Source organism: Vibrio sp. HM8-C (genome assembly GCF_058630515.1).
On the sequence record NZ_JBMMKS010000013.1, the window covers coordinates 21,198 to 43,445 of the forward strand.

Sequence of the window (22,248 nt, forward strand, 5' to 3'; positions counted from 1 at the left end):
TAAGCTTGTTTATTCCTTGCCTCAACCGATAAACTAGAGAAGTTCGAACTGGAGTACGAAGTTGTGAGTTTTTCTACACGTTTACAAGAATTGATTGGCGAAGAAAGCATCAGCGGGTTTGCACGACGCGTTGATTTATCAGAAGGCCTCATCCGAAAATATCTCAAAGGCAGTGAACCTAGCTTAGCAAAGGCAAATCAAATTGCCATTCGAGCCAACTGTTCGCTCGAATGGCTGGCTACAGGTTGCGGTTATTTGTATCGAAAAGCCGAAGTGGTTGATATGGAAGCCTATTGCCTTGCGCATAAGTTCGTCACCGGAGAAACCTTAACTCAAGACAAACAGCATCAGCAGCGCCAAGTGATTGCTGGCTATCAGTATTTGCGAGCGCATAAAAAGGCAGATGGGTACTTGGACGAATCGTCGATGGCAACCTTCCTTCAGCGCCAGCCCTCAGCGATTACTCCAAACGAGTAAACTGCAATTGCGTTTCTTTCCCCTCTGTTGCGAGCAGAGCCTGAATATGCTCTTTCTGCCAAGTAAGCGCTTTAGGAAAGGACTGGGCATAACGATTGATGAACAAGATTAACGCTTTATCCACTTCTTGAGTTGTCGCGGTTTTCAGCTGCTCAGCAATGGAAAATTGCTCCTCACCGAGCTGAATGCTTTGTAACTGAAAACCATCTTTACGTAAGTTTAATTGGAACAGACTCCAACTGTTTGGCGAATATTCACCATGCAGCGTGAGGGAGTGAACTCCCCCTTCTTGATTGCCTTTCACTTCAGGCCAAACAGGTAACGTGTAATAGCTAAACTCATCCCCACACCATGATGGAATAAAGATATTGTCGCTACACTCTAGCCATTCCCTTGTCTGGAGAAATTGTTTTTGTTCTGACCAAGTGCTTTCACCACCGATAAATGGCAGCAAAAAGTCTGGGTGTGCAGCTATCGACGCTCCACTCCAAAACAGTATAACTAGCCATTTCCACATAATATTTCCTCAAATAACTATCCTTAGTGTTAGCCTTTTGCCTGCTTTCTACAAGTGCCCGATGAACTACGCCCCCAAATTCTCTTTTGTGAAGCACTTCAAGCTCTTAAGGCGTAGGGCAAGGAATGATGTGTCTAGTCTTTAATCGTTTTATTCTAAAGTCTGTTTACCTAGAGGGACTTTAAGATCCCATACGGACGTGACGATGAAACTGAAAATCTTAACCTTTGCCTTATGTGCAATTATCCCAAGTGCTTTTGCAGCACCCAATTTGACAATAGCCACGACAACGAACAGTCGTGACTTTCCGCTCGACAGCCAGAATCTTTTAGTGATTCCACTGACCAAAGATGACTACACGCTGACTGTTACAGGTGTGGAAGGTAACTGCCAGCCTGAACAAGTATCGAGCATCAAATTCAATACGCCTGTTTCACTTAACTGCTCAGAAGCGACCACACTGCCACTTAAAATTCGCTTCACTGGCGATTACGCGTTTAGCTATGACGATAAAGCACAGACACTGACTTTTACTCGTCAAGCCAAAAAAGCAGCAAACAGCGAGTTTAAGCGTCCTATTCCCGACGTGACTTGTGAACAATATTCTGGCGGCGAAGTAACGTTGACCGTTGGAGAAACCTTCGCAAACGGTACTCAATTAAAAGATGCGATCACTGGCAAAGTAGTGACGGTGAAGCAAGGTATGGTGACCTTAACTCCAGATGCCAATAGCGGCGGTTTGATACTGCTGGAACCTGTTGAAGCAAAGCCTCAACCCTTTAACTACCGTAATGCCAACATTTATTTTGTAATGGTCGATCGTTTTAACAACGGTGACACTAAAAATGACAACAGCTACGGTCGAAAAAAAGACGGCAAAGATGAAGTCGGTACCTTTCATGGCGGTGACCTTAAAGGGGTTATCGAGAAACTCGACTACATTCAAAGCTTAGGCACAGATGCTATTTGGTTATCTCCAATCGTTGAGCAAATCCACGGTTTCGTTGGTGGTGGAGACAGTGGTTCTTTCCCGTTTTACGGCTACCACGGTTACTGGACACGTGATTTCACCAAAATTGATGCAAACTTCGGCGTTGATGAAGACTTAAAAACACTGGTTGAAGAAGCCCACAAACGTGGCATGAAAATTCTGTTGGATGCCGTTCTCAACCACTCAGGATATGCCACATTAGCCGACTTACAAATCGATCATATTGATGTGGTAAACAGCGCTAATTTGCCACAAAAATGGGCTGATTGGTCGCCAACCAACAGTGAAAACTGGCACAGTTTCCACCAGTACATTGATTACAACAGCAACAACTGGAAAGACTGGTGGGGAGGTGATTGGGTTCGTGCAGGATTACCCGGCTATCCTAAACCCGGTTCAGGCGACATCACAATGACACTGGCAGGTCTGCCCGATTTTCGCACCGAATCAACAGACTTTGTGAAGCCGCCAAAATGGTTGCTTAAAAACGAAGGAACTCGTGTGATTGTGCGGGATAATTTTACCGTTTCAGACTATCTCATAGAGTGGCAGAGCGATTGGGTGAAACGTTTTGGTATTGATGGATACCGTGTCGATACAGTGAAGCATGTTGAAGGTGAAGTGTGGAAACGCCTAAAACAGGCAGCCAGCGATAATCTGAATCAGTGGCGTAAAGAACATAACAAACAAGGTGAACCGTTTTGGATGATGGGCGAAGTATGGGGGCATGGCGCGTACCGCAGTCCTTACTTTGACGATGGGTTCGATGCGCTGATTAACTTTGATGTGCAGAAAAAAATGGACAAAGGGGCTACCTGTTTGAGTCAGATGGAAAGTGTTTATCAGGAGAATGCGAAAACTCTGCAACAACAGGCGGATTTCAACCCAGTAAGTTATATGTCTTCTCACGATACCGAGCTGTTTTTCAGCCGTTTCAAATCCTTTGAAATGCAACGTAACGCCGCCAACGCCTTATTGCTAAATCCGGGAGCGGTGCAAGTGTATTACGGTGATGAAGTGGCTCGCGGCTTAGGCCCATATGCTGACGATTTCCACCAAGGCACACGTTCAGATATGGTTTGGAAGTTGGATGCCGAGCGCGAAACGTTACTGAAACACTGGCAAACCGTTGGGCAGTTCAGACAGCGTCACCCTGCGGTGGGAGCAGGTAAACACCAAGTGATTAAGCAGCAATCATCAACGGAGAATACACCATACGTATTTTCGCGATCGCTAGGTGAAGACAAAATCATAGTTGCATTTGTGGGTAAGTAAATACTTACAGCTTCAGCTTTAGGAAAGGAAACAAGGGCGTCCCTGCCCTTGTTTGCCCTTGTTTTTTATTGGCGTTATCTACTCATATCAGTGTTCTCTTTATAGAGAACTACTTATAGAGAACTACGCAATGCACTCTTGCAAACTGACAGTTTGCGGCACGTAGTCACTGATGTTGATGACTTTATCCGCAATAGCGTCTATCAAATCAGGATCATGGCTGACAATTAACAAGCCACAGTTTTGCTCACGAGCAAGCTGCGCCAGTTGCATCGTCACCTCTTTAGCAATAATCGGATCTAGTCGTGATGTCGGCTCATCAGCAAATAAAAATACTGGATCCATCATTAAAGCGCGTAAAATCGAAAAGCGTTGTAGCTCGCCACCAGAAACCTGACTGCTGTTACAAGTAAGCACCTGCTCACGCAACGCGAGTTTTTCCATCAGTGGAGCTACTCGGCTAGCATCCAATTTATGCAATGCAATCAAATCATCTAACATCTTACCGAGAGTTAAGTGCTGAGAAAGCGATGTAAATGGGTCTTGATAGAGCTTTAGCCATTTCGCTTTGCCCTGCGTTTTTTGACGTTCAATCTCACCCGATGACGTTTTAAGATGCCCTAAAATCGCATCCCCCAAACTGCTTTTGCCACAGCCGCTGTCGCCGACAATACCAACAATTTCACCTTGCTGAACGTCAAACGACAGTGACTCGAACAGCTTTTGCTTACCACGTTCTATTGATAAATTTTCAACACGTAAAATGCGCGGTTGAGTTCCCTTTTCACATCGGCTCTTAGACCAGTTCTTCGGTGTCGCACGAATCAACTCTTGCGTGTATTCTTGTTGAGGGTTAGCGAGTACTTGCAACGTTTGCCCTTGTTCAACCACCTTTCCGTAATGCAGAACAAGTATTTGCCCGCCAAGACGCTGTGCAACATCAACATCATGGGTAACGACGATTAAACCGTCATCTTTGGTTTTGTCACGCAGCATATCGACCACATCATCTCGGCGATTCACATCCAAACCTTTGGTTGGTTCATCAGCCAGTATGATAGAAGCGTTTGCAGCCGTTGAGACACATATCGCCATACGCTGAGCCATACCACCAGAGAGCTGACCTACTCGCTTTTGATAAGCATGAGATAAACCATAACGTTCCAGTTCTTGTTGCGCCATATAACGAGCTTGGTGCTTACTGAACCCCAAAACAAATCGAGACACTTCAGCGACTTGCTCTCCAGACTTCATTAATGGATCGAGGGTTGTCATTGGCTCTTGAGGAAGCATTGCCATCTGAGTACCCCATAAAGTGCGGCGCTGCGCCATATTCACAGCTTCACCATGGATGCTAATGTCGCCATTGCAATTCAATGAGGAATCAATGCTCGCCATAATCCATTTCATCAATAGACTTTTACCCGAACCCGTTTGACCAAGAATGACCAGAGGCTCACCTTTCTTCACTACTAATGACACATTTTCCAGAAGAGGACGTTCACCCACTGCAATATTAAGATTCGAAATTCTCAACAATTCACTCATCGTTTCTCTCCTGCAATTAAGTGGAACGCCAATACAATCAACGCCAACATAACGAGAGGTTGGATCAACAACCATGGTGCATCACCGTAATACGGGAAAAGTTCGACAATCATTTGTCCGAGTTCGCTCGTCGGCGGCTGAATACCTACGTAAACAAATCCAAGAGATGCCATATAAAGCACAGCATTAGCAGCGCCGAATGCTGCCATGGTCAATACTGGCGAACGTAGCGTCGGCCACAAGTGATGACGGAAAATATAGACTCGACCAAATCCGAGCAATAGAGCATTTTGAATTTCAGGACTGTTCGCCAGTGATTGCGTTAATGAGCGGCTCACTCGGAAGTATTCCACCCACTGAACCAATGCAATCGCAATATAAATTGCAGTGAAAGAACCTGGTACTAGAGCTGCAAAAAGCAACACGAACACCAAACCCGGCATAGCCAACAGGATATTAACGACGATGTTTAACCCTGTATCAAACCAGCGTCCATACCAACCAGCAATCACTCCCAATACACAACCAACAACACTTGCACTTAATACACAAATTACGGCTAGAGTGAGAGACAAATGCAGCGCCTCACTTAAACGCGCAAACATATTGCGACCATAGTGATCAGACCCGAACCAGTATTCCGCCCCTGGGGGTGTCAGCACCGCAGACAAATCTTGTTCGGCAGGATCAAAATTCATCAGCCAACCGACAAACGACATGGATACCAACAGGCACAAGAGCAATATTCCCGCGGCTCGTGATTTATTACTATACAGCGCAGACAACATCTTATTGCTCCTCCTTAATGCGTGGGTCAATCCAGTAGCAGAGAAGATCAACAATCGTATTTAACAACACGAACATAACCCCTAAACACAGTGCTGTTCCCTGAATCACAGGAATGTCTCGGGCAAAAATCGCATGAGCTAAGCCATGCCCTACTCCCGGCCAAGAGAATAGAGACTCTATCATCACAATCCCTTCGATCACGGTAATAAACTGGATGCCGATAAACGCCACCACAGGGAGCAAAATGTTGCGAACGCCATGTCGTTGGAAAGTGCGCCAAGGAGTCAAACCCTTCATCATTGAAAACTGATAAAACGGCGCTCGGATTACCTGACGCGTGGACGTTGCAACAATACGGTTTGATGTAGCGGCTAAGGCGATAGCGAGAGTTGCTGTTGGCAAAATCAGGTGTTGCGGCGTATCAAAGCCCGCCACGGGTAGCCATTGCCAGTAGAGAGAAAAAATCAGAATCAAAACCAAACCAATCACGAAAACTGGCAGTGCTCGCACAGCTATTGATAAAGTGACCGCAACAGGTTCAAACCAGCGCTGCCATTTCACACTGGCGAAACCCAGTGCAAATGCAATCAACACAGAAAGCACAATCCCAGCAACCGCTAGCAGCAAAGAATGTCCTAATTGGTGACTGACGATTTCACTAACAGGCTGGCCACTGACTAGAGAGTTGCCTAAATTGAACTGCGCGAGATCGACAAGCCATGAGAAAAAAGTCGAGATTCCCGACTGGTTCAAATTCAGTTCTTGACGAATATATTCCGCAGCTTCAGCACTGACGTTGTCCTGTCCATATCGACTTGATGCGATACGAAATGCCATATCACCCGGAAGTGAACGCATTAACACAAAGGTCAATGCGCCAACACCAAATACCACGGCGACAAGCTGCAAAAGACGGTTATAAATTAGCTTCGCCACGAGCGTTAAAACTCCAAGTCACTGAGATAGAAATTGCGACCAAATGGATCGAAGCGGAAACCTTTCAATCGTTTATTAACAGATACTTCTTCTGTGTAAGCGGAAACAGGAATAACAGGCAACTCAGTTGCCAGAATTGTCGCCGCTCTTTGCGCTTTTTCGCGATAGTCTGCAGCATCTAATGTCTTGTTAAGCTGTTTAATCAATTGGTTAAACTCTTGATTTGACCAATTCATAGCGCCCCAATCACCACCTTGCTCAGAAAAATCATTACTCAGTACCACAAGCGGGTCCACAATCACGCCGTAATTACGAGCCATCAGAGCAACTTCTAAAGAACCATCCTGATGACCAGCCGGAATGGAACTTGAACTAGTAATGTTTACATTCAGTTTCACGCCCAGCTTCTTCCATTGCGCCTGAAGCGCAGTGGCAACGTTGGTCAACTCTGGTCGGTCTGCATAAGTGATAAGGGTTAGCTCAAAAGGTTTACCGTCTCGCTCAAACATTCCTTGGCTATTTTCACTCCAACCGAGCTCTTTCAGCATGGCTTTGGCTTTTTGGACATCCGATTGTGGGTTAGCAAAAGACTCCAAATACCAGTCTCCCATCGAACTTGGCAATAGCTGAGCGGTTGCAGAACTTGGCGTACCCAGCACTGCACTAGCGATACCTTTACGATCAATAGCAAGGCTCAATGCTTGACGCGCTTCAACAGTGTTCATAAATGGATGTGCGTTGTTCAACTTCAAAACAAGAGTGCGAGGTAAAGAGTAAGAGTGAACATCAGTTTGCGGATTCATTTTTAGACGCATAATACTTGCTGGCGGCAGCTGCAAAGCAATGTCTGCTTGACCACTTGTTGCTTGTAACACACGGCTCTCACCACGGTGCCCAGTCAAATAAGTAGCGTATTCAATGTGCGCTTTTTTACCCCAATAGCCATCAAATTTCTTAACCGTCGCTTTGTGTGGCGGTGCAAGCTCAAATAGCTGGTAAGGTCCGGTTCCGATCAACGCCACAACGTTGCCATCTTCGTCATATGCAGCACGACTTAGAATCACATTCGAATAGTTCGCTAGAACAGCAGGCAGGCTTTTGTAAGCTTCGGACAGTTCAACAACCACTTGATGCTTACCCCGCGCCTGAATTGAAATCACTGGCACTTTGCCTAATGAGCCATACTTGCTCAACGCGATGTTGAGGCTATTAACCACAGCATCAGCATCCATCAATGAACCATCTTGGAAATGGACACCGTCTCGCAGAGTAATAGTCCACTGTGTCAGATCTTTATTTGGGGTCGCTTCCAATGCCAAACCCGGCAGAAGATTACCCGAACTGTCTACATCAAATAGCGTTTCAATCACCTGTAACTTGGTAAAGATATAGCCACTTGATGAAGGGTCAACGTTCGAAAACTCTAATGCTCCGCTGACAGTAACAGTGTTTGATTTATTAGGTGACGTGTCAGCATTTGCTTGAAAAGCAACCATTAATGCCAACATCGCTGTTGAAAATATTCTCATAGTTATGACTCTACAATCTGAAAAGTGTTTTGTTATAACATAACAATTGTTTGAGTTTCAATTTAAATGAGAATAATTTTCAAAACAGAAATGCGTTATAAAACAGGATGTGTTTTCAAAAAAGCCGTGAGTGCTAACTCGTGATTTCAAGTTGTTTCACCGCACGAGAATCTAACTGTTTGGATAGTTTGTTAAATAGCGTTTCTCTGCGTAAATCCAGTATTTCCTGAATCAATTTTTCCTTCGCCGACAAACCAAAATGCGTTGCGTAATTTTTGATTTTTTGAATTTCTTCCGCTTCCAGACGATAGACTTCGTTTTTTAGCAATGCTTCCGCTTCTTTTTTGATAAATCCCTGCTGTTGCAGTAGTTCAATAATCAACACATCAAAATCGTGAATCGCTCTAGCCATTATTTCCTGCTTAATGAATAACCTAACTCTCAGCTTTATCACTTTGAGAGCTATCTTTTTAAGACCGGCATAACCTACGCAGCCAGCATTAAAATTGGGTTACAGAAAAAAGGCTATTTGATGACAAAACACTAAGATGCCGACAAGGTTTGAGTTCAGATTTTTGTCGCTTGAATTGAGCTTGATTTTGATCAACCAGATCGCAATTTCCCCTTCACAAAACCCAACAAGAACTACAATTAATGAGGTAGTAAAAGATAGAAAATAGGAGGTTATGATGAGCTTAATTCCTCGTGATTCATGGTCTGATTTCTATCGCGTATTTGATCATGCATTCCCATCAATTCGGACTCGATTTGATGCAGAAGCTTTTTCACCACGCGTTGATGTGATTGAAAAAGAAACCGCATTCGAAATCATTGCTGATTTGCCGGGAGTTGCCAAAGATGACGTTGTCATCACCTATAAAAATGGAGCGCTCACAATAGAAGCCTCCACCAGCAAAACCGAAGAAAAGAAAGATCAAGACAAAGTCATTCACAAAGAACGCTATGAAGGAAAAATGGTGCGCAGTTTTTCTTTAAGCGACAACGTAAATCCAAAAGACATTTACGCTGAATTTGGGGATGGCGTGTTGGTTGTGGTTGTTCCTAAGTTAGAAACACAGCCAGTGGAAGACCACCGTATCCCTATTAGCTAGTCGATTTCTGACTAGCATGTGCAACGTTTCAAACTAGGTGATACGAAAGCCTACATTCACAAAAGCAAATAACAAAGGGGCGAAATGCCCCTTTTCTTTTGGATCTTCACTCATAAATTGCACGAATAATCAGGTCAATTCTTAAGCTCATTATCGAAGGTTTCTTTTGTTCATTTTTCAGCATTTTCTGATGCAACATGATGCAAATGGCTGCATTCAGACAAGAGAAATTTCGGCAAAATGACAGGCTAAAACGTTCTGTCTACCACGTTTACAGCTTCGCAGAAGGCTTGATGAAGAGCTTTGGTTACAGCTGATTTGATCCAACACTAGGGACCATTTGATTGAGTGATCCAAAAAAGCAAAGGTGGCAACGATAACTTTGAGGTAATGAGAAACGATGAGCACTTTGCATACCGACACTTTAGTCACCCTAGGTAAACCCATTGATGGTTCTGAACCAGTAGCGGCACAGACACGAATCAATACCACTGAATCATCATCAACTCCGAAAGATCACTTAGAAGCAGAAGAGCTGATCATTATTGAACCTGTGATTGTTTCACCGAATATTTCGACAACAACGGTAATAGAACCCGTCAAACCTGCTGTTGAAACGAACAAAACGGATACAAAGGTAAGTGAGATCTTACCCGTTGAGGTAAATACTGAAGCCAAGCAACAAAATATGAAGGCAGAAAGTACGATTGCAGCAGTAGAACGATCAGAATCCGAGCCAAGACTAGACGCAGAAGTACAAACAAATCAACGAGCAGAGCCACTACTGATGACTGATTCCGCCCATCAACAGCTAGCTTGTGTTGAACCCAAAGATACGCTGAAAACCACTTCAGCTTTAGAAATAGAGCCAGCGCACCAAGAAGAAGGGCTACCTTTGAATACCGATTGGTTATTGGTGGCTGTTTTTCTTCTAACGTCATTGATCGTGCTGGCATCTAATAGAAAAGCCATCAAAAAAGCGACTGTTTTAGCAAAAGAATCGTCTCGCCCCATCATGCCTACTATCAACCCAACTATCGATGTAGAGTTTGAAAAAGCAAAAATTGTCGCGCAAAGCAGACAACAATGGATTCAAACACTACGGTGTGAAATTGCCGAATTTGTGTCAGCCACTAACGCGATTTGGGATCTCCATAAAATCAAAGACGGCTTCGAAGACATTTTGACGGATATGAAAGACCCGCAGTTTGCAATGAAAGAGCTGTATCAGTGGTCTTGCACCTACAACAAAGCCGTTCAAGACACTGAAAAACTGTATGCAAAAATTCACTTGCTCATCAATCCAAACGAAGAGCATTCGCAATCACTTTCAAGCTTGTTAGATAAGACTATGGTTGCTATCGAAGCGAAGAAATCACCGTCAAAGCTTAACGATGAAATCGTCGCCATCACTCAAATCATTTTGAAACAAGAGTGGCAAAGAGTGAAAAGTTTTAGTTGAACTCGGTTCGTATTCAAATAAAAAGCCCTTCCTATTGAGGAGCTTTTCAATCTTCATGAAGTAACAACTGAAAGAACTACACGGTAAGCACTACTCGTGCCGCTAGCAACAACAATACAATGCCAGACAATCGGTCAATCAAAACAGCCCTTGCGCGCAGTTTATCGATAATCAACGGGCTCGACAAAAGGAAAGTAATAAAGGTATACCACAAACCATCCACAACAAAGGGCGTAACGACGATAATCGCTTTGCTGCTTAGTTCATGCCCTACTGCAACAAACTGGCTAAACAGTGCAATAAAGAACAACGCGATTTTTGGGCTTAACAGTGAAATAAGAAAGCCTTCACGTGCAGATTGCCAAGCACTTACTGTTTCTCCTGACTCTAGTTTCGCTGCCACACCACCTTTCGAGCGTAACGCATTGAATCCTAAGTAGGCTAAGTAACCAGCACCAGCATAACTGATGGTTTTAAATAACAATGGCGACTGATGAAGTAACACTGCCAGTCCAATCAAGGTAATAAAGGCGTAAATGCCGATACCAAATGCATGTGCCCAAGCGGTAGCTAAGCCATTGCGACGCCCACCCGCGAGACTGTGTTTTGCCACCATAGCTAAGCTAGGTCCCGGTGACATTGCGCCCAATAGGCAAATAGTGAAAAGTGATAGCCAAACTGTAAGTGTCATTCGAACCCTCCTGGTTAGAGCCTAACCCTACCCATGTTCCATTATTATTTGAAATCATCTTTTTTCATTATCGCTATGATTTTGAATCATAACCTATCGAATATTCAGAGTGATTCATAATGTCGTAAACAAGTTGTCTAGCCCATACATGAGAAGGTTCGTTATCGAATTTCGAGTGCCATAGAAGCCAATATTTATGTTTTGGCGTTGTCACTGGTAGCGATTTAAATACGACGTCAAAATGATTCTGCATATTACGTGCGATATGCTCAGGTACTACCATTAAATAATCACTTAAACATAGCGAACGAAAGGCGGCGGAGAAGAATGGCACTTTTAATCCGATGTGTCTTGCTTGACCATGCTCTGCCAGTGCTTGATCGATATAGGTATCTTTGTCTCCACCACCAATAACCTTGATATGCGAGTAAAGCAAAATATCCTCAATAGAAAGGGATATTTTCTCTGCCAAAGGGTGGGAGGTCTTCATTACACAAACAGGATAGTCTTCACCAATTTGCCGAGAAGAAACGCCTAGAGGCGGTTCAGGTGACATAGTAGAGGCGAGCTGAATTTCAGAATTTGCCATTTGCGCCAACAAAGCCGGTTGCCAAAGACAATACTTGATAGATACGTTCGGCGCCTGTACCGATAGTGCTTCCACCATCTCTGGCAAAAGATACTGCGCGACGTAGTCACTGGAGGCAAAGACGAATTCGCCTTTCCAAGCAATAGGCGCAAATTCCGCTTCGATCATTAACTCATCAAGTTCTACAAACCAATGTTCCAGTTTTCTTAACAAATCAACCGCTTTCGGAGTTGGTACTAGCTGATTTCCATCCCTGACGAGTAAAGGATCTGCAAACATTTCCCGCAGCTGACTTAACTGGCGACTCAGAGCTGATTGTGTAATGTTTAACTTTGCTGCCGCCTGACTGACATGGCATTCTTCGAGTAAAACTTTCAGTGAGCGGAGCAGATTGAGGTTTATTTGCGACATCATCGCTACTTCGCTGTGTTAAACAGTTCTTTTAAAACCGTATGTGTCATGAGGTGGCGCAGTTGCGGATAGCTTTGCAACTCATCTCGAATCGCATTCAGCTTCGCCATACTCTCCACTTCAACATAAAGCATCATGTCAGTTTCACCACTGATCGCATGACAGCGTTTTACACCCGGAATCAAATAGATTTTCTGCGCGTAAATTTCGCAAGAATGTAGACTCGCTGAGGTATCAAACTTTAAGGCGAAATAAGCGCTCACATTGTTAGTGTGATCGGCTTTAGCAATTTGAGCGTGATAGCCCAAAATCACTTTGTCCTGTTCGAGCTTCTTAATTCGTGCCGTAACGGCTGATCGAGAAAGGTTTACTTCACGGGCAATGTCACTTACTGATGCTCTAGCATCCCCTTGCAGTATCTCTATGATTTGTCTGTCAAATTTATCCATCGCACATTCCCATTTTTATCGTTTTTCAAGCGCTTCTTTTCAACCAGAAACGTCGAAAAATAACCAACTTATCCCGTTGATTCACGGTTAATTTGACACAATTTGTATTTCTAGACTACTGAGAATTACCAGCAAGTTTTTCTATGAATACTGTTTCACCGTCAAAATGGCGGAAATTAAGAAAAAAAGTGTCACTTTGACGCTCAAGCACACCGTTTTGCAAGATGCACTGCCCCCTCATTTTCAGTAAGCTTTGCGACATAATAAGAATCAGGGAATGAGATCATGAATCAACTCAAACAAGAGATCACTTTGCTGTCCGGCATTGGTCAACTTTCGACCACACTAATGGGAACTGGATTGTTCATGATTCCAGCGATTGCAGCGGGTATTGCCGGTCATTATTCGCTTTGGGCTTGGTTAATCTTGTTTGTGGCGGTCTGCCCTGTTGCTTTAACTTTTGCAGCGTTAGGTAAAAAATACCCAAGCGCTGGAGGCACTGCATACTTCGTTCGAAAAGCGTATAACGCCCGATTAGAGCGTGCTGTTGCCTGGTTATTTGTAAGCGTCATTCCTGTAGGCGTACCCGCGGCTGTCGCCTTAGCTGCGGGCTTTTTACAGCAATTGTTACCTGCTCAGTTCAATAATGCCATTCTGGCTCAAGTGCTCACATTGGCACTTCTTATTGGCGTTAACCTAGCAGGAACAAAATCTTCTGGCCGATTACAAACGGCCATAGCAATAAGCATTTTCGCCCTAGTTATTTCATTTGTTTGGATTGGTGATGTTGGGGTAACGGATTTATCGATGCCAGCACTCTCCACCGACTCCATGTGGTCAATCGGTGCAGCATTAGGTGTAATGTTCTGGTGTTTCGTTGGCATTGAGGCCTTCGCACACATGGGTGAAGAATTCAAAAATCCACAACGGGATTTTCCCATCGCTATCTTAGTGGGATGCTTTGTTGCAGGTGCCACATATTGGGCTTGCTCAGTGGTTATATTGAAGTTTGGTGCTTTTGGTACCCCAGAGTTCGACAGTACATCCATCCCTTGGCTGAGTGACAAACTTTTTGGACCACGTTTGGCAACGATCATAAGCATTATTGGCTTCTTTGCATGTTTCGCCAGCATCAACTTATACACTCAAAGTCTGTCGAGAATGGTTTGGGCCCAAGCTCGTGAATATCGTCCCAATAGTTCCCTTGCTCAATTATCCAAACGGGGCGTTCCAGCAAAAGCAACGATGCTTGTATTTAGCGTGTTGCTAGTGTCATGTTTGGTTGGCGAGTTTTCTAATTTGGATCTGGAGTTTTTCCTCAAACTCGCCAATGGCGTCTTTGTATTGGTTTATCTGCTTGCCATGTTAGCCGCTTACAAGTTGCTGGCTAGCTTTCAGAAGCTTCTTGCTACTCTTGCCCTGATTCTTTGCACTGGTGTGTTTATCTGTCTTGGTTGGTCAATGCTGTACGCAGTAGTTATCTTTACGGCGTTTGCATTTCCTTGGCAGAGGGAAGTGAAAACTCATCACCCCGCCTAAATCCATTACAAAGCCAAAATAAAGGCGGGATATCCCGCCTTTTCTTATGATGCTTTACGCACTTCAAATCGACCAACCAATTGGTCAAGCCTATGAAGCGAGTTCTGCATTAATGTTGTTCTGCGTGACAGCTGTGAAGAGGCTTCCTGAAGCTTCAGAACGGTCGATTGTGCTTCGTCAGCAGTTTGCCTGTGCTCTTCACTGTTACGAGCGATCCCTTGAATCAAGGTGAACAATCCTGTTACAGACGTTTGTAAACGCTCGCTGCGAGAAGATTCATCAACAACTTGAGTGCTGTTCTCAACGTTAGTAATGCCTTCTTGCATATAACTCACTGCTCGTTCTGACTGAGTATGCAGCGCAGTCATCAACTCACCGATGCTATTCGCAGCTTGCGACGTTTTGTTCGCCAATACCCTAACTTCATCTGCAACGACGGAGAACCCTCTACCGTGCTCACCCGCACGTGCAGCTTCAATCGCCGCATTGAGAGCAAGCAAATTGGTTTGTGCGGTGATTTCCGTAATAACAGAGACAATATTGCCAATTTTCTGCATCTCCGTGTTCACTTCGTTCACCGTATGTGCAGACGATTGGACGATATTCTTAATTTCCTGAGCACTTTCAGCCGCTTTTTGGTACTCCAGCTGTGCTGCATGAACAGTTTGCTGCATCAGCTCATGCATCTCCGTAGCCGTGTCATTCGCACTATTGATCTCCTGACTCTGCACACCGGCGAGAGATAGCATATCCGTTATGGAAGTTGCCGTCATATCACTACTGGTAAGCATGAGCTGACTACGACGGAACATGGATTCAGAAACGTTTTTTACTTCTTTGCTAGCAAATACCAGTTCCTGAATAATACCCTCAAGGCTATCAATAAAACTGTTGGTCCACCGCCCCAAATCTCCCGTTTCATCAGCTTTAAATTTACTTGCCTCTAAGCGTCGAGTTAAGTTGCCATCACCTTCAGCAAGTACTTGCATTACTTGGGTCATACTCTCAAGGTTATTTGCCATAGGTTTGGCGGTTAGTTTGTGGAACAAACCAATCGCGATTAAACCTAGCACAACCGACAGGGACAAAAACTGCTCTGGTGCAAGCGGGTAAAATATCTGTACAAAGAAAGGAAGAAGCAACGGCCCAAAAACACTCAATGCAAATTGTTGGTCGAGTTTTTGCGAAATTGAACGATGACGATAAACCTCTTCGAGATCGGATTCACACATCATACCCCAACGGTCTTTCGAGCCGGGCATAGTAAACGTCACCCCTTTTCCTATCACTGGAATATGTCGGTAATCAGAGTACCCCGGATAGTCGATGTATAGGTTATGGCCATTTTTAATGGTTTCCCGAACGCCAGGATGAAGCTTGTTAGTCGCTGGGTCATTAAACACAATCTCAAATTCAGTATGGCGACTCACTCGAACCACACCCCATTTTGTATTCACCCCATCTTTTAAGTTCTCACCATGAGAAAAATGATTGTCTTCAAATCGAGAACGTGACAGTGCGACACCTTGTTTGATAGAGGGATCAAAATGAGAATTCACCATGAACAAGTAGTTGTCACCAGATTCACTGTAAATATGTCCTGCCTCTCGTTGGATCAGGTCACCTATAACATCGTTTGGAATTCGCCCACATAAACACCCTTTGGAATTATCACTAAGATCCACAGGCTGATAGAACATCAATGTCACTTCATCATGAAAATGGGAGCTAGAAGGACCAACCGCTAAAGTCACATCATCACGGTAGGGACCGTGCAAAAATGGTTTCACTAAGCCTTCGTTTAGCGCTTGAGTTGAAAAAACCTTTTTGTTTTTCTGGGATGGGAAAGTCGATTCAAGAATATCTCCTTGAGCAGATACGATGAATAGTTCAGAAAGATCCGCGCTGCGGTTTAATAGACGGTTTAAAGTTTCTTTATACTCTTGGGGAGACTTCGTCGATACATATAGGGATGCGTCGTGCAAAAACGACCATTGGTTTTCAGCCCAAGTCGTTAAAATCTTCACTCGAGTATTTGCGATGTTCTCAAAAGTTTGTTCTAGAGAAGCTTTGCGTTTTCTGTTAAACCAACATGCTTTGCGCATAGCCAGTTTTCCTGTTTTACCAAACCAGGGCAGCCACCCTTTTTCCTCAGGCGTTAAGTGCATAAAATTTCCTTATTTTTGTATTGTTATATGCACAAATGTGCAATCTGCGTTCCAAAAATAAGACAAAAGTACGTTGTTCTGTATTTATTTCATATATCAAACAGGTTAACTATATAGATAAAAATCAAGCAGTTAATATCACTACCACCTACAATAGCATTCACTAAATGAGGGATTTAACCTCATTAACTTGCACCATGTTAGGGAGGAATGATTAGATTTATGTAAAAAGCTACCTACAAGGGGCCTATAAGACATCAAGTGATATAACTAGCGTCGGGGTATGATTTAATATTCAACTCCACGACAGATAGCATCCATTACAATCCATATTTTTGCAGATTTATAACTTTTAAGCGCTATTTGTATACTCAATCCCTTGAAACCTAGGCTAAGCAAAGGACAATCACCACCGTCATAGAAAGTGGTTTAGTGGTAAATCAGAAAGGGAGAGCCAAATGCTCTCCCTTTTCTCAGTCAGATCTCAGTCAGCCATCTTGTTAAGCGGCATACCCGTTACTCATTGCCTTAGCAAAAGTTCTTTCAATGATCGCCTCATACACATCAACTAATGCGGCTGAAATTTCCGAGCTGAGTTCAAACAACTTCGCTTGATATTCTTCGGTGTGTTTCTGCTCAGTCAGGTATTTTTCTAACTGAGAGATACAGTCATTCAATTCAGGATGGTAATCAGCGTACACAGCATCCACTTTCACCAATTTGGCGTGCAGCAAATTAGCCTGTTTAACCAATAGTGCCGGTTTAAAATTCATGTTCATCGCCATGATGCCGAGACGGTATTGAGTTAAAGCCTCAATGCCAGACATAACTGTTTGCCACTGATCGTTGTAGTCGCCTGCACACTCCAGTTTATTCGCCTTATCTAACGAGATTAGAATTTGGCTGTCTACTTGAAAAATGAGTTGGCGAATCATCTTACCGTGAACCACTAAATTGTTAGATATTGAACGATTTTTGTAGTTGCTGGTTAGCTGAAACAGCTTGTTTCTCAGCGCTATTCTCTCAATAGAATTGCCGATATAACGATCGCTGGCTAGCTTGGTCGCCGCTTTGATCATCTCATCATCGAGCTGTGAAATTTTCTCAGCGACATCTTGCTGATGGTTGAAAAGATATTTATGGGTTAAAGAGCGGTGCTGCCTTACTAAATCGATCATATCCAATAATTTGGAAATTGAAGCTTGGCGCTTAACCAAGCTACGACGTGAACTTTTTGAAACTAAAGAAGAAACGTCACCAACTAAACCAAGAAAAAAGTTATTACCAATCACTTCCATGTCACTGATCTCCTGTAGACCTATCTATAGAAAGGAATTGCATAACCAGTGCCAATAATTAACCTATTGATATCAAAGGATTTATATTTAATAAAGCGATACGACTTGCACAAAAATGTGACCAATCGCACTTTTTTGGTGATTTTGTGATCAGAGTACAGTTATTTCAACCCGTTCTTTTCCTTTGCCTAAGTTCGCGCGCTTGAGGTTAATTTGCCCTACTTCTGAGGTGTTTCTGAGATGAGTACCACCGCTGGGAACTTGTGCGAAACCTGCTACTTCCCAAAATCGGCGCTCCTCAACCTCATTAGAAAATGCACTTTCTATCTGCAGTTGGGCATCAATGAGTTGTTGCGCATGCAAAGTAATATTCGCTAACAACGGCTTGATATTTTCGGGGGAAAGAAAATCAATACGGCTTTTATTTTCGGAGATATGTGCGCCAACTTTCTCTATTTCAGGGTGAAATTGAGTAAAAAGAACAAGTACCACTTCTGCGGCAAAATGCAATTTCATTAAGGCATAACGACGTTGCCAGTCAATTATGGTTTGCACATCGTCACCCACTTGAAATGTGGGCGATGATGCCAAGGTATAAACGATGCGTTTACCTATTTTTTCGGTACAGGTGACAGAGATACCCGCAATAGTTCCAGCATCACTTTCCTGCCCACCAGATTCAGCATAAAAAATGGTTTCGGCCAGTTCTATTTTGTTACCATCAATCGCATCAACTTTTGATATTAACTCGGTCTGGTATGGGTCTTGCCAAAACAACTTCCGTGTCATCTTGCTGTCCTACTTTGCTAGGCTAATTGAGCTCACATGTCATGAACTTACTGTTCGGATCAGGTTTGTAGTTGGCAAACGGTTCGCAGTAAGTAAAACCAAACTTCTCATAAAGGTTTCGCGCCGCTAGGAAGTAATCTTCCGCGCCGGTTTCTAAACTGATTCGACGATAACCACGCTCCGATGAAACATTTAAAGCGTGTTGCAAAAGTAGTGTTGCCACCCCAGACTTTCTAGCATGACGTGAGGTACGCATTGACTTAAGTTCTACGTGTGACTCGTCCAGTTGTTTAATTGCCACACACCCCATTAACTGTCCTTCTCGCCAACCGCTGAAGAAGGTGATTTCTGGAGATTTAAGTGCATTAACATCCAACGCATGAACACTTTCTGGCGGTGAAGTCGCGTACATATCCGCTAAATGCTCTTCCAATAGGCCAATAACCTCGCCGCCATCAAGGCTATCTATAATGATTTCCATATCAACTGTTCCGTACATCTGTTAGTGAATACTATTCGGTTAAGTTCTTGGTTATATCGAATATTTCAACCAACTTAAAGGTTTTGTTCTCATACTCATATTTAAAAACACAGCAGTTCGGGATAACACCTTTCAGTACTTCATCCAAATCATGCCACAACGACAAAAAGTGCTTACAGGCGCCAGAATGTGAAACCGCCAGCACAGTGTTATTGCCTTCTTGCTCCATGATGTCAATGCAGGTTTTTAAAACACGATCTTTCAACTGCTGACGAGACTCTCCACCATACTGTAAATAATGGGTTTCACGAGCTTCGTAACTTGGGTGTAGATCTTCACTTTCACCTTCATAAATACCAAAGTTCATCTCTTTCAACCCTTTCAGGCGAGTGAGCGGCATTCTGTTGCGAGTCACAATCTCTGCGGTGTCACTCGCTCGCTCAGTGGAAGAGCTGTAGAGACGATCAAGCTCAATGGAATCAAAAAACTCAGCAGCAAGTTGCGCCTGACGAATGCCTTTTTCAGTTAGCGGTGAATCACACCAGCCTTGGATTTTTCGTCTCACATTAAACAGCGTCTGACCATGACGCATCATGTAAAAGGTTTTAACCATTTCGAACCCTTATACCCATCTTAAAAACTAATGCGCCATTATAAACAGATATGAAACCGATGTTGTGGTTTTCGATACTGGTAACAGTTTGTGCTCAATCTCACGAAACTAGTTCAATAGTCGAGATTTAAAACCGCTTTCTAGAATGCCATTTATAATTATCTTTACTGGCACAACTTGTGGGGCTAATAAATGGCAAGCATCTTATACGAACCATTAAGCAACATAGAACATTCGTTGACTGAACGGCTTAAAGATCTTCACGACAGTATTCTAGAACGCTCACCGGGCGTGTGCCGTATCGCTTGCGCGCTTTATGACCCTCAGACTGACTTGCTCAAAACCTACATCAATAGCACCCACTCTGGACATGCTATTAACCGATACGAATTCCCTTTGAGTAAGAGCTATCAATTGCAAAAGCTTAGGGAAACAGGCACTTGTAGAGTCATTGATAAAATTGCCGACGAAATTGGCTCTGGTACTGCCCACTCTGACTGGCTACTAGAGCAAAAATATCGCTCTTCTTTTACTATCCCGATGATGACGGATCACCATTTCATTGGTTTTATTTTCATCGACAGTGAGAACGAAGGTTACTTTGACGATCAGGTTCAACGAGATTTAGTACTGCTAACTCAGCTTATAACACTGACCATAGCCAGTGAGATCTCGACCATTCAAGCCTTATTAGCCACAGCTCAAGCTGCAAGAGATTTCGCCCATCTTAGGGACTTCGAAACAGGCATGCACCTCAACCGCATGGCGTTGCTTTCACGCATGATCGCCCGTTCTATCGCTGAACAATTTGAGTTCACAGATGAGTTTATCGAACATCTGTATCTGTTTAGCCCTTTGCATGACATCGGAAAAATTGGAATCCCCGACAAGATATTGCTTAAGCCAGGGAAATTAACAGAAGAAGAATTTGAAATAATGAAAGGACATGTCGATAAAGGGATACAAATCATTTCCAAAGTATTGGAAGACTACCAACTCTCCCACCTCAGTGACTCAAAACTGATGCTAAACATTGTTGCTTGCCATCATGAATATTTGAATGGGACGGGTTATCCAAAAGGATTAGTAGGGGATGAGATACCAATAGAAGCTCGCATTGTCACGGTGGCAGATATATTTGATGCCTTAACCAGCAAACGCCCTTATAAGGAGCCCATATCCATTGAGGATTCCATCAAAGAGTTGGAGTTGCTAGTCAACATCGGCAAACTTGACCCCATTTGTGTCAACGCACTGATTGAAAACATCGACCAAGCTACCGATATTGTGACTAGATATAGAGACGATTAAACCTGTTACTCACGCTCTATAGAAAAGATTACAAAGTATGGCTGCGAGCAGGCAAGAACACTTCGCCCAACATACAACGCACGCTACCACCACCTATGTTTTCAATGGTTTCAACGTTGAAAGACAGTAACTTACCATGGCTAGAAAGCTGATTTCTCTGAGTTGGAGAAAACGCATCATAAGCCGATTGAGACATAGCGATAACCTTGTCGCCATTTACGGTTTCTAATTGCAAAATGTTGCCGCAGAAACGATTCATTTGATCGAGAGAAATAGAGATAACTTGCTTGTCTTTCGCCAGTGATTTCACGACAAAACGGCGTTCGTATTCAGGAATCACTTCATCGCAAATCACACAAAAGTTCTCACCAATCGCCATCATCACGTTGGTGTGATAAATCGGATAACCTGATGGTAATGAGGTTTGAAATGAAACTACCCGCTCGTAGCCGATTCGTTGTGCGTAATCTTCCAACACTTCTCGGTCACAACGCTGGGAAAGCGCAGCATAAATGGTTCGGTTGATATGATCGATCACCATAACACCAGTACTTTCCAGATAGGCACTCTGCTCTTGATAAGCCACCAGCGAATCTTGTTGAACAACCGCGCGTCCAGCAAGTGAAAGCTGCTGAATCAACTCGTCTGGGCGAACTTCGAACTGGCGGTTGGTACACGCCATAGGGAAGGTATAGAAAGTGCCATCTTCGGTGGTACTAAACCAGTTATTGGGGAACACTGCATCAGGTGTTGCTACATCACCTAACGCATAGTCAAACACAACCACTTGCACGCCTTCTTGGCGCAGTTTAGCGACCATTTCATTAAACTCAGCCATAACAGATTGCGTGATCTGCTCATCGGACAGGGATGATTGATTTTGAAACTCGTTGTCCTGTGCTGTTTCCGCATTAAACTTAAACTCTTTAGGCGGAACCATAACTACGCAGTTGGCGTTCTGGGCAACATCGGAATGAAATTGTGAATGTTTTTTAGGTTGTAGCATGATTGAAACAGATCCATTTGTTCAGCAATGCTTCGAATTGTAAGCAGTTTGTTATAATAACTTTCACTGAATTTAAGTTAACAATGGCAAACAATCATTATCATTTACTGCCTTATTGAATATTCTCAGTAAATATTGCTGAGCAATTTTTATCTCTGATGTATATATGCACATCTTATGCAGTAATAACTTAAAGTATTCATTTTATTGAATGCATCACTATTGAGTCGCAGTGTTTTACACTGATGATTATTTGTACTCTGAATC

21 protein-coding genes are annotated in these 22,248 nt (G+C 43.5%); 6 read left to right on the forward strand and 15 right to left on the reverse strand.

Going from position 1 to position 22,248, the window contains the following annotated elements; translation table 11 throughout:
* The first annotated feature begins 63 nt into the window (after positions 1-63).
* On the forward strand, positions 64-477 hold the full coding sequence (locus ACOSVQ_RS14950) for an XRE family transcriptional regulator (RefSeq protein ID WP_491983302.1): 414 nt from the start codon (positions 64-66) through the stop codon (positions 475-477).
* Here ACOSVQ_RS14950 and ACOSVQ_RS14955 read toward each other — a convergent pair.
* Positions 461-994 (reverse strand): hypothetical protein, encoded by a 534-nt coding sequence (locus tag ACOSVQ_RS14955; RefSeq protein ID WP_491983303.1) that lies wholly within the window; start codon positions 992-994, stop codon positions 461-463. The genes ACOSVQ_RS14950 and ACOSVQ_RS14955 overlap by 17 nt on opposite strands.
* Before the next feature lie 205 nt (positions 995-1,199).
* Here ACOSVQ_RS14955 and ACOSVQ_RS14960 point away from each other — a divergent pair, with 205 nt between their 5' ends.
* Positions 1,200-3,260, forward strand: a complete 2,061-nt coding sequence (locus tag ACOSVQ_RS14960; protein ID WP_491983304.1) for an alpha-amylase — start codon at positions 1,200-1,202, stop codon at positions 3,258-3,260.
* 123 nt (positions 3,261-3,383) lie between these two features.
* Here the strand turns inward: ACOSVQ_RS14960 and ACOSVQ_RS14965 are convergent, their stop codons facing one another.
* The 5 genes from ACOSVQ_RS14965 to ACOSVQ_RS14985 form a co-directional block, all read right to left on the reverse strand.
* Positions 3,384-4,808 carry an ABC transporter ATP-binding protein gene (locus ACOSVQ_RS14965; protein ID WP_491983305.1) on the reverse strand — a complete coding sequence of 475 codons (1,425 nt, stop codon included), beginning with the start codon at positions 4,806-4,808 and terminating at the stop codon, positions 3,384-3,386.
* Positions 4,805-5,596, reverse strand: coding sequence for an ABC transporter permease (locus ACOSVQ_RS14970; RefSeq protein ID WP_491983306.1), 792 nt, complete (start codon positions 5,594-5,596; stop codon positions 4,805-4,807). Before ACOSVQ_RS14970 ends, ACOSVQ_RS14965 begins: the two co-directional genes overlap by 4 nt.
* 1 nt (position 5,597) lies before the next feature.
* Positions 5,598-6,533, reverse strand: coding sequence for an ABC transporter permease (locus ACOSVQ_RS14975; protein WP_491983307.1), 936 nt, complete (start codon positions 6,531-6,533; stop codon positions 5,598-5,600).
* A 5-nt stretch (positions 6,534-6,538) separates the two neighbouring features.
* On the reverse strand, positions 6,539-8,062 hold the full coding sequence (locus ACOSVQ_RS14980) for an ABC transporter substrate-binding protein (protein WP_491983308.1): 1,524 nt from the start codon (positions 8,060-8,062) through the stop codon (positions 6,539-6,541).
* 133 nt (positions 8,063-8,195) lie between these two features.
* Entirely contained in the window at positions 8,196-8,474 is a 279-nt protein-coding gene (locus tag ACOSVQ_RS14985; protein ID WP_491983309.1) for a hypothetical protein, read from the reverse strand.
* 277 nt (positions 8,475-8,751) lie between these two features.
* Here ACOSVQ_RS14985 and ACOSVQ_RS14990 point away from each other — a divergent pair, with 277 nt between their 5' ends.
* Positions 8,752-9,174: an Hsp20/alpha crystallin family protein gene (locus tag ACOSVQ_RS14990; RefSeq protein ID WP_165313394.1), complete on the forward strand. Its 423-nt coding sequence runs from the start codon at positions 8,752-8,754 to the stop codon at positions 9,172-9,174.
* A gap of 400 nt (positions 9,175-9,574) precedes the next feature.
* Positions 9,575-10,636, forward strand: coding sequence for a hypothetical protein (locus ACOSVQ_RS14995; protein ID WP_491983310.1), 1,062 nt, complete (start codon positions 9,575-9,577; stop codon positions 10,634-10,636).
* Positions 10,637-10,712: 76 nt separating this feature from the next.
* On the opposite strand, the gene ACOSVQ_RS15000 is transcribed toward ACOSVQ_RS14995, so the two are convergent.
* The 3 genes from ACOSVQ_RS15000 to ACOSVQ_RS15010 all read right to left on the reverse strand — a co-directional run bounded on the left by ACOSVQ_RS15000 (position 10,713) and on the right by ACOSVQ_RS15010 (position 12,776).
* A complete protein-coding gene (locus tag ACOSVQ_RS15000) occupies positions 10,713-11,327 on the reverse strand; it encodes a LysE family translocator (RefSeq protein ID WP_491983311.1) in 615 nt (204 codons plus the stop codon).
* Between the two features lie 73 nt (positions 11,328-11,400).
* Positions 11,401-12,330, reverse strand: a complete 930-nt coding sequence (locus ACOSVQ_RS15005) for a LysR family transcriptional regulator (RefSeq protein WP_491983312.1) — start codon at positions 12,328-12,330, stop codon at positions 11,401-11,403.
* 2 nt (positions 12,331-12,332) lie between these two features.
* Positions 12,333-12,776: an Lrp/AsnC family transcriptional regulator gene (locus ACOSVQ_RS15010; RefSeq protein WP_491983313.1), complete on the reverse strand. Its 444-nt coding sequence runs from the start codon at positions 12,774-12,776 to the stop codon at positions 12,333-12,335.
* A gap of 285 nt (positions 12,777-13,061) precedes the next feature.
* Between ACOSVQ_RS15010 and yjeH the strand changes: the two genes are divergently transcribed.
* Positions 13,062-14,315 carry an L-methionine/branched-chain amino acid transporter gene (yjeH, locus tag ACOSVQ_RS15015; protein ID WP_491983314.1) on the forward strand — a complete coding sequence of 418 codons (1,254 nt, stop codon included), beginning with the start codon at positions 13,062-13,064 and terminating at the stop codon, positions 14,313-14,315.
* A gap of 44 nt (positions 14,316-14,359) precedes the next feature.
* Here the strand turns inward: yjeH and ACOSVQ_RS15020 are convergent, their stop codons facing one another.
* The 5 genes from ACOSVQ_RS15020 to ACOSVQ_RS15040 form a co-directional block, all read right to left on the reverse strand.
* A complete protein-coding gene (locus ACOSVQ_RS15020) occupies positions 14,360-16,483 on the reverse strand; it encodes a methyl-accepting chemotaxis protein (protein ID WP_491983315.1) in 2,124 nt (707 codons plus the stop codon).
* A gap of 500 nt (positions 16,484-16,983) precedes the next feature.
* A complete protein-coding gene (locus ACOSVQ_RS15025) occupies positions 16,984-17,781 on the reverse strand; it encodes a hypothetical protein (protein WP_491983316.1) in 798 nt (265 codons plus the stop codon).
* A 150-nt stretch (positions 17,782-17,931) separates the two neighbouring features.
* The gene (locus tag ACOSVQ_RS15030; protein WP_491983317.1) at positions 17,932-18,570 is read right to left on the reverse strand and encodes an alanine--tRNA ligase-related protein; all 639 of its coding nucleotides are present in this window, start codon (positions 18,568-18,570) and stop codon (positions 17,932-17,934) included.
* A 22-nt stretch (positions 18,571-18,592) separates the two neighbouring features.
* The gene (locus ACOSVQ_RS15035) at positions 18,593-19,051 is read right to left on the reverse strand and encodes a GNAT family N-acetyltransferase (RefSeq protein ID WP_491983318.1); all 459 of its coding nucleotides are present in this window, start codon (positions 19,049-19,051) and stop codon (positions 18,593-18,595) included.
* A 31-nt stretch (positions 19,052-19,082) separates the two neighbouring features.
* The gene (locus ACOSVQ_RS15040) at positions 19,083-19,664 is read right to left on the reverse strand and encodes a histidine phosphatase family protein (RefSeq protein WP_491983319.1); all 582 of its coding nucleotides are present in this window, start codon (positions 19,662-19,664) and stop codon (positions 19,083-19,085) included.
* A 192-nt stretch (positions 19,665-19,856) separates the two neighbouring features.
* On the opposite strand from ACOSVQ_RS15040, the gene ACOSVQ_RS15045 reads away from it, so the two are divergent.
* Positions 19,857-20,975, forward strand: a complete 1,119-nt coding sequence (locus ACOSVQ_RS15045) for an HD domain-containing phosphohydrolase (protein WP_491983320.1) — start codon at positions 19,857-19,859, stop codon at positions 20,973-20,975.
* A 28-nt stretch (positions 20,976-21,003) separates the two neighbouring features.
* Here the strand turns inward: ACOSVQ_RS15045 and ACOSVQ_RS15050 are convergent, their stop codons facing one another.
* Positions 21,004-21,981, reverse strand: coding sequence for an arginine deiminase-related protein (locus ACOSVQ_RS15050; RefSeq protein WP_491983321.1), 978 nt, complete (start codon positions 21,979-21,981; stop codon positions 21,004-21,006).
* Between the last annotated feature and the right edge of the window lie 267 nt (positions 21,982-22,248).

Bases quoted from the DNA above. Each gene is read 5' to 3' on its own strand.
- ACOSVQ_RS15000 (WP_491983311.1), bottom strand. From the start codon at position 11,327: ATGACACTTACAGTTTGGCTATCACTTTTCACTATTTGCCTATTGGGC.
- ACOSVQ_RS15045 (WP_491983320.1), top strand. From the start codon at position 19,857: ATGGCAAGCATCTTATACGAACCATTAAGCAACATAGAACATTCGTTG.
- ACOSVQ_RS15035 (WP_491983318.1), bottom strand. From the start codon at position 19,051: ATGGAAATCATTATAGATAGCCTTGATGGCGGCGAGGTTATTGGCCTA.
- ACOSVQ_RS15010 (WP_491983313.1), bottom strand. From the start codon at position 12,776: ATGGATAAATTTGACAGACAAATCATAGAGATACTGCAAGGGGATGCT.
- ACOSVQ_RS14965 (WP_491983305.1), bottom strand. From the start codon at position 4,808: ATGAGTGAATTGTTGAGAATTTCGAATCTTAATATTGCAGTGGGTGAA.
- ACOSVQ_RS15020 (WP_491983315.1), bottom strand. From the start codon at position 16,483: ATGCACTTAACGCCTGAGGAAAAAGGGTGGCTGCCCTGGTTTGGTAAA.
- ACOSVQ_RS14990 (WP_165313394.1), top strand. From the start codon at position 8,752: ATGAGCTTAATTCCTCGTGATTCATGGTCTGATTTCTATCGCGTATTT.
- ACOSVQ_RS14985 (WP_491983309.1), bottom strand. From the start codon at position 8,474: ATGGCTAGAGCGATTCACGATTTTGATGTGTTGATTATTGAACTACTG.
- ACOSVQ_RS15030 (WP_491983317.1), bottom strand. From the start codon at position 18,570: ATGACACGGAAGTTGTTTTGGCAAGACCCATACCAGACCGAGTTAATA.
- ACOSVQ_RS14960 (WP_491983304.1), top strand. From the start codon at position 1,200: ATGAAACTGAAAATCTTAACCTTTGCCTTATGTGCAATTATCCCAAGT.
- ACOSVQ_RS14955 (WP_491983303.1), bottom strand. From the start codon at position 994: ATGTGGAAATGGCTAGTTATACTGTTTTGGAGTGGAGCGTCGATAGCT.
- ACOSVQ_RS15050 (WP_491983321.1), bottom strand. From the start codon at position 21,981: ATGCTACAACCTAAAAAACATTCACAATTTCATTCCGATGTTGCCCAG.
- ACOSVQ_RS14970 (WP_491983306.1), bottom strand. From the start codon at position 5,596: ATGTTGTCTGCGCTGTATAGTAATAAATCACGAGCCGCGGGAATATTG.
- ACOSVQ_RS14995 (WP_491983310.1), top strand. From the start codon at position 9,575: ATGAGCACTTTGCATACCGACACTTTAGTCACCCTAGGTAAACCCATT.
- ACOSVQ_RS15040 (WP_491983319.1), bottom strand. From the start codon at position 19,664: ATGGTTAAAACCTTTTACATGATGCGTCATGGTCAGACGCTGTTTAAT.
- ACOSVQ_RS15025 (WP_491983316.1), bottom strand. From the start codon at position 17,781: ATGGAAGTGATTGGTAATAACTTTTTTCTTGGTTTAGTTGGTGACGTT.
- ACOSVQ_RS15005 (WP_491983312.1), bottom strand. From the start codon at position 12,330: ATGATGTCGCAAATAAACCTCAATCTGCTCCGCTCACTGAAAGTTTTA.
- yjeH (WP_491983314.1), top strand. From the start codon at position 13,062: ATGAATCAACTCAAACAAGAGATCACTTTGCTGTCCGGCATTGGTCAA.
- ACOSVQ_RS14980 (WP_491983308.1), bottom strand. From the start codon at position 8,062: ATGAGAATATTTTCAACAGCGATGTTGGCATTAATGGTTGCTTTTCAA.